General features: G+C 35.9%; 20 protein-coding genes and 1 riboswitch. Of the genes, 2 read left to right on the top strand and 18 right to left on the bottom strand.

Going from position 1 to position 15,268, the window contains the following annotated elements; genetic code table 11:
- Positions 1-29 precede the first annotated feature (29 nt).
- From C7J88_RS09860 to C7J88_RS09835, 6 genes are all read right to left on the bottom strand, one after another.
- On the bottom strand, positions 30-845 hold the full coding sequence (locus C7J88_RS09860; RefSeq protein ID WP_095115810.1) for a MetQ/NlpA family ABC transporter substrate-binding protein: 816 nt from the start codon (positions 843-845) through the stop codon (positions 30-32).
- 23 nt (positions 846-868) lie between these two features.
- Positions 869-1,564, bottom strand: a complete 696-nt coding sequence (locus C7J88_RS09855; RefSeq protein WP_095115808.1) for a methionine ABC transporter permease — start codon at positions 1,562-1,564, stop codon at positions 869-871.
- Positions 1,557-2,585 (bottom strand): methionine ABC transporter ATP-binding protein, encoded by a 1,029-nt coding sequence (locus C7J88_RS09850; RefSeq protein WP_095115806.1) that lies wholly within the window; start codon positions 2,583-2,585, stop codon positions 1,557-1,559. The genes C7J88_RS09855 and C7J88_RS09850 overlap by 8 nt, the downstream gene beginning before the upstream one ends.
- Positions 2,586-2,679: 94 nt before the next feature.
- A riboswitch (SAM riboswitch) is annotated at positions 2,680-2,788 on the bottom strand.
- 27 nt (positions 2,789-2,815) lie between these two features.
- Positions 2,816-3,145 (bottom strand): thioredoxin family protein, encoded by a 330-nt coding sequence (locus C7J88_RS09845; protein ID WP_095115804.1) that lies wholly within the window; start codon positions 3,143-3,145, stop codon positions 2,816-2,818.
- A gap of 137 nt (positions 3,146-3,282) precedes the next feature.
- Positions 3,283-3,663: a glycine cleavage system protein GcvH gene (gene gcvH / locus C7J88_RS09840; RefSeq protein WP_095115802.1), complete on the bottom strand. Its 381-nt coding sequence runs from the start codon at positions 3,661-3,663 to the stop codon at positions 3,283-3,285.
- 69 nt (positions 3,664-3,732) lie between these two features.
- The gene (locus tag C7J88_RS09835) at positions 3,733-4,086 is read right to left on the bottom strand and encodes an arsenate reductase family protein (RefSeq protein ID WP_095115800.1); all 354 of its coding nucleotides are present in this window, start codon (positions 4,084-4,086) and stop codon (positions 3,733-3,735) included.
- Between the two features lie 192 nt (positions 4,087-4,278).
- Here C7J88_RS09835 and C7J88_RS09830 point away from each other — a divergent pair, with 192 nt between their 5' ends.
- Positions 4,279-4,602: a thioredoxin family protein gene (locus tag C7J88_RS09830; protein WP_095115798.1), complete on the top strand. Its 324-nt coding sequence runs from the start codon at positions 4,279-4,281 to the stop codon at positions 4,600-4,602.
- 54 nt (positions 4,603-4,656) lie between these two features.
- On the opposite strand, the gene C7J88_RS09825 is transcribed toward C7J88_RS09830, so the two are convergent.
- From C7J88_RS09825 to C7J88_RS09815, 3 genes are all read right to left on the bottom strand, one after another.
- Complete coding sequence (locus C7J88_RS09825) at positions 4,657-5,205, bottom strand: nitroreductase family protein (RefSeq protein WP_095115796.1); 549 nt, start codon at positions 5,203-5,205, stop codon at positions 4,657-4,659.
- A 65-nt stretch (positions 5,206-5,270) separates the two neighbouring features.
- Entirely contained in the window at positions 5,271-5,981 is a 711-nt protein-coding gene (aroD, locus tag C7J88_RS09820; RefSeq protein WP_095115794.1) for a type I 3-dehydroquinate dehydratase, read from the bottom strand.
- A gap of 18 nt (positions 5,982-5,999) precedes the next feature.
- Positions 6,000-7,004 carry a D-2-hydroxyacid dehydrogenase gene (locus C7J88_RS09815; protein WP_095115792.1) on the bottom strand — a complete coding sequence of 335 codons (1,005 nt, stop codon included), beginning with the start codon at positions 7,002-7,004 and terminating at the stop codon, positions 6,000-6,002.
- A gap of 134 nt (positions 7,005-7,138) precedes the next feature.
- Here C7J88_RS09815 and C7J88_RS09810 point away from each other — a divergent pair, with 134 nt between their 5' ends.
- Positions 7,139-7,558 carry an Ohr family peroxiredoxin gene (locus C7J88_RS09810; RefSeq protein WP_095115790.1) on the top strand — a complete coding sequence of 140 codons (420 nt, stop codon included), beginning with the start codon at positions 7,139-7,141 and terminating at the stop codon, positions 7,556-7,558.
- Positions 7,559-7,690: 132 nt separating this feature from the next.
- On the opposite strand, the gene C7J88_RS09805 is transcribed toward C7J88_RS09810, so the two are convergent.
- The 9 genes from C7J88_RS09805 to C7J88_RS09775 form a co-directional block, all read right to left on the bottom strand.
- The gene (locus tag C7J88_RS09805; protein ID WP_229709423.1) at positions 7,691-7,858 is read right to left on the bottom strand and encodes a hypothetical protein; all 168 of its coding nucleotides are present in this window, start codon (positions 7,856-7,858) and stop codon (positions 7,691-7,693) included.
- A gap of 32 nt (positions 7,859-7,890) precedes the next feature.
- Entirely contained in the window at positions 7,891-8,637 is a 747-nt protein-coding gene (locus tag C7J88_RS09800) for an AraC family transcriptional regulator (protein ID WP_095115788.1), read from the bottom strand.
- Positions 8,638-9,118: 481 nt separating this feature from the next.
- Positions 9,119-9,394, bottom strand: coding sequence for a hypothetical protein (locus C7J88_RS09795; RefSeq protein WP_095115786.1), 276 nt, complete (start codon positions 9,392-9,394; stop codon positions 9,119-9,121).
- A gap of 105 nt (positions 9,395-9,499) precedes the next feature.
- Complete coding sequence (locus C7J88_RS09790; RefSeq protein WP_095115784.1) at positions 9,500-10,348, bottom strand: SH3 domain-containing protein; 849 nt, start codon at positions 10,346-10,348, stop codon at positions 9,500-9,502.
- Positions 10,333-10,485 carry a hypothetical protein gene (locus tag C7J88_RS10560; protein ID WP_169712250.1) on the bottom strand — a complete coding sequence of 51 codons (153 nt, stop codon included), beginning with the start codon at positions 10,483-10,485 and terminating at the stop codon, positions 10,333-10,335. The genes C7J88_RS09790 and C7J88_RS10560 overlap by 16 nt, the downstream gene beginning before the upstream one ends.
- A gap of 42 nt (positions 10,486-10,527) precedes the next feature.
- On the bottom strand, positions 10,528-11,019 hold the full coding sequence (locus tag C7J88_RS09785) for a phage holin family protein (protein ID WP_095115782.1): 492 nt from the start codon (positions 11,017-11,019) through the stop codon (positions 10,528-10,530).
- On the bottom strand, positions 11,019-11,324 hold the full coding sequence (locus tag C7J88_RS09780; protein WP_095115780.1) for a hypothetical protein: 306 nt from the start codon (positions 11,322-11,324) through the stop codon (positions 11,019-11,021). The genes C7J88_RS09785 and C7J88_RS09780 overlap by 1 nt, the downstream gene beginning before the upstream one ends.
- A 37-nt stretch (positions 11,325-11,361) precedes the next feature.
- Positions 11,362-11,517, bottom strand: a complete 156-nt coding sequence (locus C7J88_RS10485) for a hypothetical protein (RefSeq protein WP_157728667.1) — start codon at positions 11,515-11,517, stop codon at positions 11,362-11,364.
- Positions 11,507-15,253, bottom strand: coding sequence for a phage tail spike protein (locus C7J88_RS09775; RefSeq protein WP_095115778.1), 3,747 nt, complete (start codon positions 15,251-15,253; stop codon positions 11,507-11,509). The genes C7J88_RS10485 and C7J88_RS09775 overlap by 11 nt, the downstream gene beginning before the upstream one ends.
- Positions 15,254-15,268: the final 15 nt, after the last annotated feature.

The following is a 15,268-nucleotide window of genomic DNA, read 5'->3' as shown; positions in this document are numbered from 1 at the left end:
CATCTTGTTATTTAATTCTCAAAGTGACCTTATTCTGCTGGAGTTACTGCACCATCATATTTCTTGTTGATAAAGTCTTTGATGTCTTTAGATTGTAAAACTTCAATTAATGCTTTGATTTTCTCATCATCCTTATGTCCTTCTTGAACTGCAATTAAGTTTGCATAAGGATTGTCTTTACCGTTTTCAACTGCGATAGAGTCTTTTTGCGGGTTTAACTTTTGCTCAATTGCGTAGTTAGAGTTGATAATAACCGCGTCACCTTCGTTGTTTTGGTAAGTTTTTGGTAAGAATTCTGCCGCTTGTTTGTTGTTGAACTTAATGTCTTTTTTGTTTTCTACAATGTCATCAAAAGTAGCGTCTTGAATCTTAACACCATCTTTGATTTTGATTAATCCTTCATCCACGAAGAATTTAAGGAAACGACCTTGTTCAGCTGGGTTGTTAGAAACGAAAACTTCTGCGCCATCTGGTAAGTCTTTTAAGCTTTTATATTTTTGAGAATAGACAGCCATTGGTTCTAAGTGAACATTACCTACTGATTCAATTTTGTATTTTTTGTCTTTCTTTTCAGTTTCTAAATATGGTGTATGTTGGAAGAAATTTGCATCGATTTCACCTGCATCTAACAATTTGTTAGGTGTTGTGTAGTCATTGATTACTTTTACCTCTAAGTCATAACCTTTATCTTTTAATAATGGTTTAGCTTCTTCAAGGATTTCTGCATGAGGTGCTGGAGATGCACCTACAACAACTTTCTTATCATTTTTGTCTTCTTTGTTACCACATGCAACAAGTGCTACTGCTAAAACAAGAACTAATGCAATGGATAAAATTCTTTTCATAATGATATGCTCCTTTTTGTAAATTATCGTTTATCTATTTTATTTGTAAACCAATCCCCTAAGAATTGAATTACAAAAACGATGATCAAGATTAAAATCGTTGAAACTAAAATGACATCATTTTGGTTACGTGTGAATCCTGTTAAGTATGCTAAGTTACCTAATCCACCTGCGCCGATAACTCCGGCAACCGCTGTTGAACCAACCAATGCGATGGCTGTTACAGTAATACCTGAAATCAATGCGGGTAATGATTCTGGAATTAATACTTTCAAAATAACTGTCCAAGTATTTGAACCCATTGAACGTGCTGCTTCAATAACACCTTTGTCAATTTCTTTCAGTGCAATTTCAACAAGTCGACCATAGAATGGTGACGCACCGATGATTAACGCTGGTAATGCACCTGTTGGCCCACTGATCGTTCCGAGAATCAAGCTTGTAAATGGAATTAAAAGTAAGATTAAAATGATAAATGGAATAGCACGGAATAAGTTGACAAAGAATGATACGATGCTATAAAAAACACGTCCAACCTTCGACTTACTCTTAGATGTTAAGAATAAAATAACGCCTAGAATCAAACCTAAAACAAATGAAAATACAGTTGAAATTACAGTCATATAAAGTGTTTCGTATGTTGCAATCCAAACCTCTGGCCAACGAATATTTGGCATTGTAATCATTTCATTCAAGATTTCGCTAAAACTCTTACCCATGTTTAATCACCTCAACTAGAATGTTTTGCAACTCTAAATCATGTTGTAAATGATTAAAGTCTTCCTGTGCTATCGCCGGGATATGTAGGAGTAAAAATCCTGCTGCACCCGATTTTGCTTGCTTGATATTGCCTTCCAAAATATTCACAGTGGCATTATGTTTTCGAGCAATATATGAAACGATAGGCTGTGTCGTATTTTCACCTGAGAATGTTAACTTGACAACTTTGTCATTTTGACCGAGTTCCAAAGTATTGACGATGCCTTCAAAATCTTGCTCTGGCTGTAAATCTTCTTGTACAAAACGACGTGTCACTTGATGTTGTGGATTTTCAAATACATCTGATACTTTACCTTCTTCAATGACACGTCCGTTTTCCATCACAGCTACTTCATCACAGACACGACGAATGACGTGCATCTCATGTGTGATGATGATGATTGTAAGATTCTGTTCTTTCTTTAACTGCAACAGTAAATCTAAAATTTCATCCGTTGTTTGTGGATCTAGCGCACTTGTCGCTTCATCACACAACAATACTTCTGGATCATTGGCAAGCGCTCTTGCAATCCCAACACGTTGCTTTTGTCCACCTGATAACTCTGATGGATATGCGTGTTCTCGACCGGCTAAACCAACACGTGCAACCAATGACTTGGCTTTTTCAGTTGCTTCAGCTTTCGGAACACCTGCAATTTCAAGTGGGAATTTAATATTTTCCAAAACAGTTCTCGACCAAAGCAGGTTGAAATGTTGGAAAATCATGCTCACTTTTTGCCTTTTCTGACGCAATGCTTGTTTACTCAGTTGACCGATATTGTCACCACCAATGATGACATCGCCCGAAGTCGGTGTTTCCAAGTAGTTGAATAGTCTTACTAACGTACTTTTACCTGCCCCAGAGAATCCAATAATCCCATAAATCGTCCCCTTGTCAATGTTAAGATTGACGTGGTCGACTGCCGTGACAGATTTGGATTTGCTCTCGTATTTTTTTACAATATTTTTCAGCTCAATCATATTGCTCCTCCTTGTGCTAGCATCTCTTACGCCAAATAAAAATTGCCTTCTCTTTTTTAAATGAAAGAGAAGGCAATGTGTTAAAAATACCTTTCTCTCATCTTCAAAAGTTGCTTACAACTTTATGTGACTTGGCACCATTTCTATAACTAGACGGTTGCCGGGCTTCAAAGGGCACATCCCTCCACCACTCTGGATAAGAGTTTTCTGAATATTGAATTGTTTAAATCTTACCATTGCAATCGAGATTCGTCAATAACTTTTTTTATTTTTTCCAACAAAAAAGATACCGACTGAAAAGCATATAGTCTCTCAATCTCTTGATTCTTGCGCATAATCAACAAGACAGGAACTGACATAATTTTATTTTCTTGATTAAATTCTGGGTAATAATTTAAATTTATTTTTGTCATTGGTAACTGCAAAATATCATTTACAATGTCCAACATGTGTTCAGACACTTTACAAGTTCCACACATCGTTGTGTAACCGAAAATGAGATGTATTTCTTTATCGAAATGTTTTGTTAACATCTCATCTTGTGCATCATTCTGTGTCATTTCGTACAACCCTTTACCTTATTATTCTAGGTTGAGCGTAGCACCTTATACAAAGATATGCTACTATATCGGCTTCATGCACAAAAAATCTCGAAATGAAACTGCAAATCACAGCTTCATCTCGAGATTTTTACGTATTATTCACCGATCATTTCTTCGTAAGCAGCTGCATCTAATAATGCATCTAACTCACTTTCGTCTGATAATTCTACTTTAACCATCCATGCATTTTCGTATGGTGATTCGTTGACAGCTTCTGGCTCGTCTTCTAAGTTTTCATTCACTTCAACAACTTTTCCTGAAACAGGAGAGTATAGTTCAGAAACTGTTTTTACAGATTCTACGCTACCGAATGTATCGCCTTCTGATACTTCATCGTCAACTTCAGGAAGTTCAACGAATACGATATCGCCTAATTCATTTTGTGCGAAGTCTGTAATACCGATGATTGCTGTATTACCTTCTACTTTTACCCATTCATGTTCTTTTGAATACTTTAAATTACTTGGCACTGCCACTTGAATCCCCTCCAATTGTTAATGTTATATTTATTCTGACACATTGCAGACTTTCTATCAACTATTTTCTTAAAGCCACGTATCACGATACGTTTCTTCTTTGAATCCAACTGTAATTTTATCTCCAGAAACAGCTAATGGGCGTTTTACGAGCATGCCGTCTGTTGCTAATAATGTCAATTTTTCATCATCAGACATATCTGCCAGTTTATCTTTTAAGTTTAATTCACGATATTTTGCACCGTGCGTATTGAACAATTTTTTCACTTCTATACCTGTTGATGCAACAATATTTTCAAATTCTTCTTTTGTTGGGTTATGCTGAATAATATCAATCGGTTCAAAGCTCACACCTTGTTCCGTTAAAAATTTAGCTGCTTTTTTGCATGTTGTACAATTTTTATATTGATAAAACTTGATCATATACATACCTCCAGTAATCATATAACTTAAATATAACAAACATTTAAAAATATTGCTCTTTTTTATAAAATTTTGTTCAGCTACATTGCACAAAACATACTTATGTCGGTCACATACACATTGCAATTTGAATGACTTCCACTTACAATTTCGATATAATGACGTTACGAAAGAATAAGAGGAGGCATTTTCATGCAAGCAATTAAAGATATGACACAATTCAACGAAGTCATCCAAAGTGCGGAACCAGTCATCATTAAATTTGAGGCAGGCTGGTGTCCAGATTGTAAAGTAATGGATATGTGGATTGATCCAATTGTTGAAAAATATAACGACTACACATGGTACGTTGTGGATCGTGATGAAGTAGAAGAAGCTGCTACAAAATATGAAGTAATGGGTATTCCAAGTATCCTAATCTTCCAAAACGGCGAGAAACTTCACCACTTACATTCTGCAAACGCAAAATCACCTGAACAAGTTGAGTCATTTTTAGCTGAGAGCTTCGGTAAATAGATGCATTAAAATAACGCATATGAAACGGACACATCCATTTCATATGCGTTATTTTTAAATATAATTCGTTATGAGACCTCTATTTTTTCTTTCACACTTCTTCATCTTATCTTCTTCTTTGAGATCTGTTAAATAGATGAAGCCTACGAGACGCTCATCAGGCAAAACGCCGAATGATTGACGCACTTTTGGATTAAAAATATATTGTGGTGTTTTCCAACATGTACCAATACCTTGTTCATAAAGCAACAATAATAAATTCTGTGCAAATGCACCAACAGCAAGATAATTTTCATTTTCTTCACGCTGACGTGCATCACACTTCATAATCAATGCGACGAATCCACCAAGGTTCGTCACCGCATCATAATGACTCTGTTGCTTTTCAGGTTCTCTAGGAAATGCATAACGAGAAATTTCTCGACTCATCTCACCAAGTTTATGCTTCGGAACATAAACTGTACGCCACGGTTCACGCATACCATGATTCGGTGCATCTGCAGCATCGATAATTGCTTGGTGTACTGCCGCTTCATCGATATGCATATCATGTTTGAACTTCTTGATACTTCTACGATTTTTTATAGCGTCTTGAAGTTCCATCTCTATCTACCCCTTATAGATTTATTGATAATTATTATCAATTATACGCAATTTTAAGCAACTAATCAATCGTATAGCTTAACCGTTTCAAAGAGTTGTTTTACCGAGATTTGACCGGGGGCAACTGCTTCGTCCAGTGCGCCAAATGATAAACAGCCGCCAAAGGTAGATTGTGCTGTGCGCGTAATGAGTCCTAAATGAGACATAGAGATGCCTGTTACCCATTGTGTGAGTGCATCACTCGCTTCTGCAACAACTTGTAATACACGAAGAACGTCTTCTCTACTTTGTGGCATCACTGCAATTTTCAAATGACTTGCACCCATTTGAGATAAATGAAAATATGTTTTTTTCATCACATCAACAGATGGTGTTTCATTAAAATTATGATATGAAGCCACAATCATTGCACCGTGTGACAAAATTTTACGGCAAGCCTCCATGCGATTCACTTCAGGTGTCCATTCTACATCTATCCAATCAATTTGAGGAATCTCACTCAAATCAATTAACAATTGCTGATATGCTATCTCATCCAAGCTACCCGCTCCACCTTGAGACTTAGTACGATACGTGACAAGTATTTGAAATGATCCACCCATATCTTTGAGTGCTATGATCATTTGTCTAACCGTCTCAACATCACACTCCGGTATAGCATCAATGCGCAGTTCTAAAATGTGAAAATACATCATATTTTCAGCGACTCTTTCTAAATCTTGTATCGTTAATCGCTGTGATTTTGGCATGAGACTAGCAACTATTTGAGATTTCACTTCATTCACCTTTTCTATCTATGGATTGACAATATGATCTGCTGTCTGAGTCTTAATATATGATAATACGTCATCCAGTGAGATATCAACTAAGTTTTGTACTGCTTCGTCTGTATAGAATGCGACATGCGGTGAGATTAATACGTCATCTCGCTCTAACAAGTGACTTAATACTGGATCTTCTAAAGGTTGATTCGTCCAGTCATTTTTGAAATAAGGGCCTTCATTTTCATACGTATCAAGTGCTGCTGCAGCGACCGTTCCATCATCTAACTTGCGAATTAACGCATCTGTATCTAATACAATCCCACGCGCTGTATTAATCACGAGTAATCCTTGCTTTGCTTGGTTTAACACAGACTCATTGACGACATACTTATTCTCAGGTGAACCCGGAATATGTAACGTCAATACATCGATATCTTTCACTAACGCTTCCAGAGAATCAACGTAAGTGAGAACATTTTCAAGGTCTGGATTCGGTGCCAAGTCATATGCAAACACTTTGGCTCCAAAACCGTTGAAAATCTTTGCAACACGACTGCCGATACGTCCTGTCCCAAGCACACCGACTTTGAGTGACTCAATCGTACGACCTTGTACATCTAAATCCCATGTAAAGTCTTGAACAGCAACATTTCTATCAATACGATCGGTATGGCGTACCAATGCCAATGTTCTTGTCACAGCAAACTCAGCAATGGATTGTGGTGAATAACTTGGAACGTTAGAAATTTTTATGCCAGCTTCATTCGCTGCTGGTAAATCATACATATCAAATCCAGCAGAACGTTGTGCAATATGATAAATACCGTTGTCTGAAAGTACTTTGAAATGATTTGGATCAAACGTTGTTGTTTGAGAAATTGTAATACCATCAACATCATCAAGTTGTGAAAGATGTTCCCCTTCTAGACTATCTTCTGTTAATACAACTTCTACTTCATCTTCATGGTTATCAATCCATTGTTTCAACGCCGCTTGCTCATCCACTCTGACATCAAATACTTTAATCTTCTTCATAACATCACCCTTAATTATCAGTTTTTTCAGAATAAAATTACTATATCGTATATTTCCTAATTTGAAAAGCTAAATTATTTGAATCACATTGGATCGATAGTATAATGAAAGAACATTTGAAGGAGGCATCAATTATGTCAATTATTTATGAAACAACTGCAACTAACACAGGTGGCCGTAAAGGTACTGTTCAAACTGACGATAAAGCTTTAGACTTACAAATCACACCACCAGATAATACTGATACAGACTCAACAAATCCTGAACAATTATTTGCTGCAGGCTACGCATCATGCTTCAACGGTGCGTTCGACCTAATTCTAAAACGCAACAAATTCCGTAATGCAGAACCGGTTGTGGCAATTACAGTTCGTTTAGTAGACGATGCTGAAGCTGAAAGTCCAAAACTTGAAGTAGATATCCACGCAAAAGTTAAAAATATGAGTCAAGAAGACGCAGAAAAATCTTTACAACAAGCACATGAATTCTGCCCTTATTCAAAAGCAATTAACGGAAACGTTGATGTCGCTTTAAGCGTAGAAGTCGTAGAATAATTACAGTTTAAAAAACGGGTATACCGATCATCTTAAGATCAGTATACCCATTTTTTATAAACTATTTATTTTTAACTTTATCAGAAGTCATATCTAATACTGTTACGAGTAAGGCAAACAGAAATGCAATCATTAGCCAATTATCATAAATGCGGTTTTCAAAAAATGTGTAAAGGTGAGATGATCAACTACATTAAATATACGTGGATTAGGTGGCACATAGCCAATCAGTTTCACCACTAATATCAAACCAACACCGACAATGAATGTGCTGAAAAAAGTTTTTATCCATTCCTTCATAAAATTCCTCCTTATCCAATTTATAGTTAAAGTTAAAATGGAGGGTTTTTTAGAAATTCAGAAGGTGTTAAATCAAACGTCTTTTTAAAATTTTTCAAATAGGATTCATATGTTTTAAACCCATAATCTTGCCAAATATTCTGGTCTGTTTTTAAGCTAATAATATCAATAGCGATACTATACATTTTAATTTTACGAATATAATTAAGTAGAGATATATTTAATGTTTCTGAAAAAACTCTAGATAAGTAACTTGTGTTCACATAAAAATGTTCCGCAATTTTGTTTACTGACAATTCACTTTTATAATGTGCATTCACATAATGCAACACATTGATAACCAATTCATTATTCACATTGGCAACATTATCGATATAACCTGCTAAGTCGATATAATTAATCAAACGTATCATATGTAAATCTGAATTAAATAATGTCGGTTCAGATTGTGCATTCATGACATGCAGTATTTCACCTTTAATTGCAGCATCAATATCTTGGATATGGTGCTCTTTTTGATAAATTTTTTCTGAATTTAATAATGAGTATCGATTGAAGCTTCTTTTATCAATCATTAACTCTAAAACCTCTCCATCACTATTTAAAATAATCGGTGGTGAAAATGGTTTTACAAAAAAGAATGCATCTTGTGCGTACATTTTTATTTCTTTCCCCTGTTTAATACGCACTTCCCCAGACAGAACATAATAAATAATGATGCGTTCAAAACTTGACTGAATATTTACATGTCCATTCAAAACCCTTAGTTTATAATCCATAACAGCCCTCTTTATTAAATAACTTCATTCATACTTCTAACAATACAATGTATCACTCTATTTTAATATATCATTGATGGCTTTTCATAGAAATTCACAACAAAATTTTATAATACATAAAATTTAAAAAGCATTCTTACTGTTTTTCATTTTATTCGTACACTTTTTGTGGTGATTTTAAGAATCATAAACGGAAGACGTATTTTAAATATACGTATATCGTATGAAATTGGGGCAATATGTGCACTCTAAAAAAATAAAAAGCCCACAACCACGCGGGTTGCAAGCTATATAGTGGAGACGGCGGGATTTGATATACTTTGTAACAAAGTGTAAAACCCAGTAATATCAAAGGTTATAGCATTTTAACTTTGTAACTAAGCCTAACAAAGCTTAACTAATTTGACACGTGCTTGACACTTTCTTCCATTATTTAACCCCACCCAAATTAATGAGTGGGGTTTTGTTATGACTTGTCAACTTACAAACCATTGAGAATGGCTTGTAAATCCGTTTCAGGGATTTCGCTATAATGGTTCTCTTCTTCAATCATAGAGCCCCATTGAGCATATTTCCCGTCCCATTCAACGGATTCTCGTGTGCCGAAGTCACCGCAACTAGTGTCTTCGTACACACCTTGAATACCCTTGTATTCAAAGGTTATAATCGGTTGATCATAACCTCCACCGTTTTGAGATTTTTCTGGGTTGTAGAACTCGTTCCCTTGTTCTACTTTTAAAATTTTCACTTCATTCATTTTCATCGTCTTATTCGGGGATGATATAGCTAAAACAGTAGACGTTGATGATTTTGAGATATAAAAAAAGAGGGTAGCTCAACGGCTACCCTTAAATTATGCTTTCTATTTAATTGTCCCCCATAGTTTACCGACTGCTCCAGTTTTAGCGTCCCATGTACGTATAGGTAAATAGTATCGCTTACCATTATGATTAAAACCAATCCAAACATGACCGTCTTGTAACAATAACTCATCATATTGTTTTGATGAGCCTTTCTTAAAGGTATAACCGAACGGACAGCTTCTGAAAGGGCCTTCTAATCGTGCGTAAATGTCAGCATTAGCAGTAAATGTGTATTTCTCATCTTTCCACAACGTGCCATATTTGTTACGTTTCCATTCTGCCACTTTAGAAGTTTTAGACTTTGCTTTTGGCTTTGTAGGTGTTTTGCCTGCTTTGATTTGTTTCAAGTAGTTATTTACTTTATTTTCAAATTCTGCCCATGTACCTGTTGCACGAATTTTGTGCGGACAATCTTTACCACTGAACCAATAGTGTTGGTACATACGATCAATACCCCAGCCATACTGGTGTAGTACATGTGCTGCATATAATGCTGCGTTATCTTCTGCTTTTTTATAGCGTTCAGATTTTGCACCACTATAACCGTTATCCATAGAATAGCAAATTTCAATTCCGATTGCTGTACGGTTCCCAGATGATAAGCCAATACCGTCACCTGTGTGGAATGCGTTACGATTGAACGGAATAGCCTGAACTACTTCTTTGTCGTCCACTGCTACGTGGTAAGATACATAGTTACGATTACTATTCATATAAGCCACTTCATTACGTGCTGATGCCGTGTTGCCTGTGTTATGAATAGCTAACTTAGTCGGTTGCATATAGTAAGGTGCTTTGTAAGGATAAAGATAAGATGGTGTCCACATATTTACTATTTTGTATCCCATAATGAGCTCTCCTTAATATCAGCTTGTAAGCCAACAAATTCATCTTTTTTATGATTTTCTAATTCGATTTTTTCAATTTCTTCTTTTGAAACTTTTCCAATTCCTTCAAGTTGTTCTGTTTCATTTAAATGATTCATTGCTTTCCCTCCAATTAAATATGAAAAAAGAACCGACATAAGTCAGTCCTTTTTCTCGATTTTGATATTCACTTCTGCTGTATCTCCTTCAAGTTCACGAGAGTGCTTACTTGAAAATTCTTCCTTAATTTCAGTTGTGACAGAAGTACCTTTTTCATTTTTTATGACGGCTAACTTGTCTGAAATCTCAGGTGGCACAAGTACACCCATTTCGGCACAATTTTCTACAATCGAAAGACCTTCGTTTGCTATATAGAAAAAGATAGTCACTACTACAATTCCGCCATTAGTTCCTAAAATTTGATCGATGATATTTGCCAACACAATTATGCAAAAAATCAATAGTTTCCGTGCATAACCAAACAATGACTTACGGCTCCACAATTTTTTATTTTTAATTGCTTTTGAAAGCCCTGTGATGATATCTAAGCACATCAATATCATCAAAAAGTACAATAGTTTAATCTCCCCTGCATAAAAAAAGGTTCTGAATGCTTCGCTCTCTACAAAGCTCACTATGACCGCTCCCAACATTATTCGTTAACTCCTTCAACTTCATGGTCAACTTTAGGTTTGACGTAAGGCTCACCAGATTCATCAAATTTAGTACGTTCAACTTCCTGTTTTACATAATAAGTGACTGTTTTGTTTCGAAAGATTTTGGCTAGCATATTTTGAAAATGACATGCTTGCTTTACGTCTTCTTCATTTTGGAATTTAAAAGCTGAATCTGGACTGATACCACGTGTAAACCCATTCCCTTCATAACTTTTAATCAAAGGTGTATTGTCTCCACGCTCATTCACTTCCACTAAATAGTACTCTGTAAATTTTTCCATAATAAAAATCCTCCTAATTTTTTTATAAAAAAGAACCTTACTCAGAGTGAGCAGGTTCGTTTCTACCATTTGTCAAATTTTCAATTTTTTCATATGCATCATCTAGCATAGCTCTCAACATGGCTTCATTAGACTTCGATACTTTCAATTCTTCTTGTAAATACAAGATTTCTTTTTCTAAATTACGTTCCATAAATTTTCATCTCCATCCTTTTTAATCTCTCTTTTAAAATATCATTTTCATGTGCTAATTCTTGAACAGCCTTTAACGTCCAAGTCTGAAGTTCATAACTATTTATTCCATCGCCTGACTTAAACTCAACAGGTGTTTCACGTTCAAGCACAAGCCCCCTTTGATAAAGTCCAGAATCATCATTTTTGTATTTGTATTGATAAATCTGGACATCATTTTTAATAACATCCAAAACTTTATAGTTCCATACGCTAATATCTTCTTTAAAACGTTCAGAAGATGCCTTAATGAAATCTCTAGCCCGTACGTTTTGATAAGTAGGATTCCCATTATTACCAAAATTATTGTTAGTAACAATCAGTTCATAGCCACCAACGCCAATATACATATTACCTGCTGCGTTATTCCGAATCGCTGCACCACTTTGAACAGATAAACTTCTACATCTAATTGTTCGGTAATCATTTGTTGAATTCGGTGTTGAGACTACTACTTCACCATCTCCGATAGGTGATAAATAAAGATTTTTACCTACACCATGATTTGCATTAACAGATAATCTATTACCAAAAACTTCTGATGCTCTGATAGGTCTATAAATCTCGACCGAATCAAAGTGTGTCACACGTACTTCCCCACCGCTTGTTGGCGATAAATATAAATTGCTCACACCTGCAACACCGTGATTGACTGATAAACGGTTACCATAAAACTGTGAAGCTCTAACAGGTGTATAAGCATAGTCATGGACACTACCCGTTCCTGGTATGGAAGAGTAATGAACAGATCTAACTTCTCGGTCACTTGCTAAATAAACGTTTTCATTACGGGTGCCTAGAGCACCTGCTGTGACAAAGTCGTCTTCTAATCTAAAGCGAAGGTCTCCTGTTGAAGTATAGCTGCGCAATCCTGCGTTATTGATAACCATTTTTTCACCATTCGACTTAGCGATTGTCATCTCGCCGCCTTCCACAGTTACCGTCGTAGTTTTATCTTTTGCACGCAGTCTTTGGGCTGTAATATCGAGCGCTTGCAATTTTGAAATAAACGCACTGTTTGCAAATAATTTATTGATGTATGCATCTTTAATCGTTGTACGCCCGTTTTCTACTGTCACATCCCCTTCATTAATAGTCACCTTTGTACTGTTAATACCTACACCATCTGGACCAACGATAAAGGACTGGATAACCCCATTTTCATCATGGGTAAGTGACAAACCAGTTGTGTTTACTGCCAACTCAGAAACAACACGAGACAAAGTCTTTCGAGTAGCATTAAATTCTTCAGACTTTGTTCGTGCGTTAATCTCTTTACCATTTTGACTTATAAGTGATTCGTACTCAGAAAGTACTTTTTCATGTTCGCTTTTTAAGTCATCCGTATATTGTTTGGTAGCGGCAATCTCGTTATTAAACTGCGTCAACGTCACACGCTCACTGATTTGATTGGCTAATTGTTGACGTGCTGAATCTGCATTGTCAAGTCGTTGTACAATGCCATCTTTATCCGTTGTATAGTCAGATTTACTGACTTTTAAATCAATAGAATCTGACATAACTTTTAACTGCGCCTTTTGATTATTTACATCAGTTCTAAGTGGCGTCAGTTGATCAGTTAACATACTATTTACTTCTGTTTTTGTAGCTGTTAACAACAAACTATCTTGTAGTTGTTGTAGCCCACTTTCAGCCGTTGTCATGCGTATTTTAAGTGGCTCTGTTACATTATTCACAACGTCTTCTTTTACAGCGTTTATAGAATTAGATAGCTCATCCTTAGCCATTTTAAAAGTGTTGTTCACTTCATCTCGCAAGTTTAAATTTGTTGTGTCAACATACTGTCTAGCATTTAATCTTTCATTATTTATCCTTTCGATTAAATCACCGTTTACAGTATTAAGCCTTTCCCCCACTTCATTTACTGAACTGTACAAACTTTCAACTGCACTTTCTGTAATTGCAGCTACAATCTCGTTTATTCTAGCTTCGTTTGGCACTTCGGATGTGAGCATTTGGTTAGCAGCATCCCATTTGCCACCAGGTATTGCAGAAGCTACCTTGCTCATAGCATCATTAAACTTTGCATCAGTGTATTGCGATTGCAATAGTTTAAAGCGAGCATTAATCGCACGTTTAGCAGTTTCAACTGATGTATATAAAGCTTGCAACTTCTCACGATATTCTAAGAAGAACGCCTGCGTATCGATCAATTTACCAATTGTCGCAGTTTCAGAAGTCATGCTATCTAAACTTGTTTTGATTTTGTTGTAGACACTGATAGTCGCATCTAAATTATTTTGCACATTTGCTTTCAAAGTCGTACTCACAAAAAATTCCGAATTAAGCACCCCTAAAACTTCTTTAAGCAATTTTGCATGCTGAATACTTAGATTGGTAAATGCGTTTGTTAGTTCGCTATATAACGCTTGCTCACGTGTCACAGCACCTACATCACTTGCTTTTTCAGCAGTGGCATTATGCCATTCTCCGTTAAAATAACGGCGCAGGACAGCTACGTTAGGATTGCTTGTGTCAAGCCACATCGTGTCATTTACTGGATTCTCAGGTGCTGTTTCTCCTTTAAAAATTTTACGTTCAAAATACTGCAATTCAGAATCTAAACTATCACGCACAATTGTATTTACGTTCGTCAGATTATCATTCAACTTTTGTCGAATATAACCCAGCTTACTTTCAAAATAACGACGCAAATCACTTTCTCTAAATTCTACAATTTTGCCAAATTGATACGTACAATCACCACTGATTAGGTCGTAGTCAAATCCAATCACTTCACTTTCTGCATAAATGCTAGGTGTAAAATCTGAATTTTTAATTCTGACAATGTCACCAAAACGAATAATCTCATGTGCATACTCTTGTTCCAAATTGACTGTGCTTACTTCATAGGATATAGCAGCCGTCTTATGCTTGTTCAGTTCGGTTCTAGCAAGTGTTTCTAACCGCTTCTGCGTCATTTCATTATCTTCTGTTTCAGGTTCATATAAGCCCCAAATGTAGCGCTGTGGCAAGCCTAATTGCTCTTGCGCCTCGTCATCATAAACAACTAAACTAATACGCTCACCATTTTCATTTTCTGGGCCAAAAGCAAAAAGCGCAGTCTTAACTTCTGAAAAGTCAACAGTGCGCTTCATACTTAATAAATCCTTACCATATTCGATTTCTTTACCCTTAAACAAAGGTGTAGGCTTACGCATATTAACTAAACGTTCAACCACTTCATAACCGTCTATAACAATCTGATAATCGGCTACTACATCATGTGCTGTCTCAAGCTGACTAATCATCTCTAATGGCGTTCTAACTGACGTCCAACTATTTGTTTTAACGCCAGCATAATCACAATCACCGACCGTCCAGCCACTGTCACGTAACGTCTCTGATAGTTTGTGATTAACTGTCATTTTCTCAAATTTGCCTACTGGAATAGGCTTAGAAGTACTAATATCAACTAAATATGAAGCAGTACATTCAACTTCAATATACTGCCCACTATCTTCTACATGATCCACAATAAATTCACGATAGTTATCGTTCTGATCCTGAATCAAAATACGATTACGTTCTTTAAAATTTTCAGCTTTACTGCTTAATGCGATTAAATTTAATGTTTCAGTTTCAGAAGTACGACTATACATCGCTTTAATGATTGTATTGTCATCTTGACTAAAAAAATCAATAATCTGACCGCTGTAATTCAAAATATGAATCAATTTATAACCTCCTTT

It is taken from the genome of Staphylococcus muscae (genome assembly GCF_003019275.1).
GTDB classification, from domain to species: Bacteria; Bacillota; Bacilli; order Staphylococcales; family Staphylococcaceae; genus Staphylococcus; species Staphylococcus muscae.
This window is presented reverse-complemented; position numbering and strand designations above follow the sequence as displayed.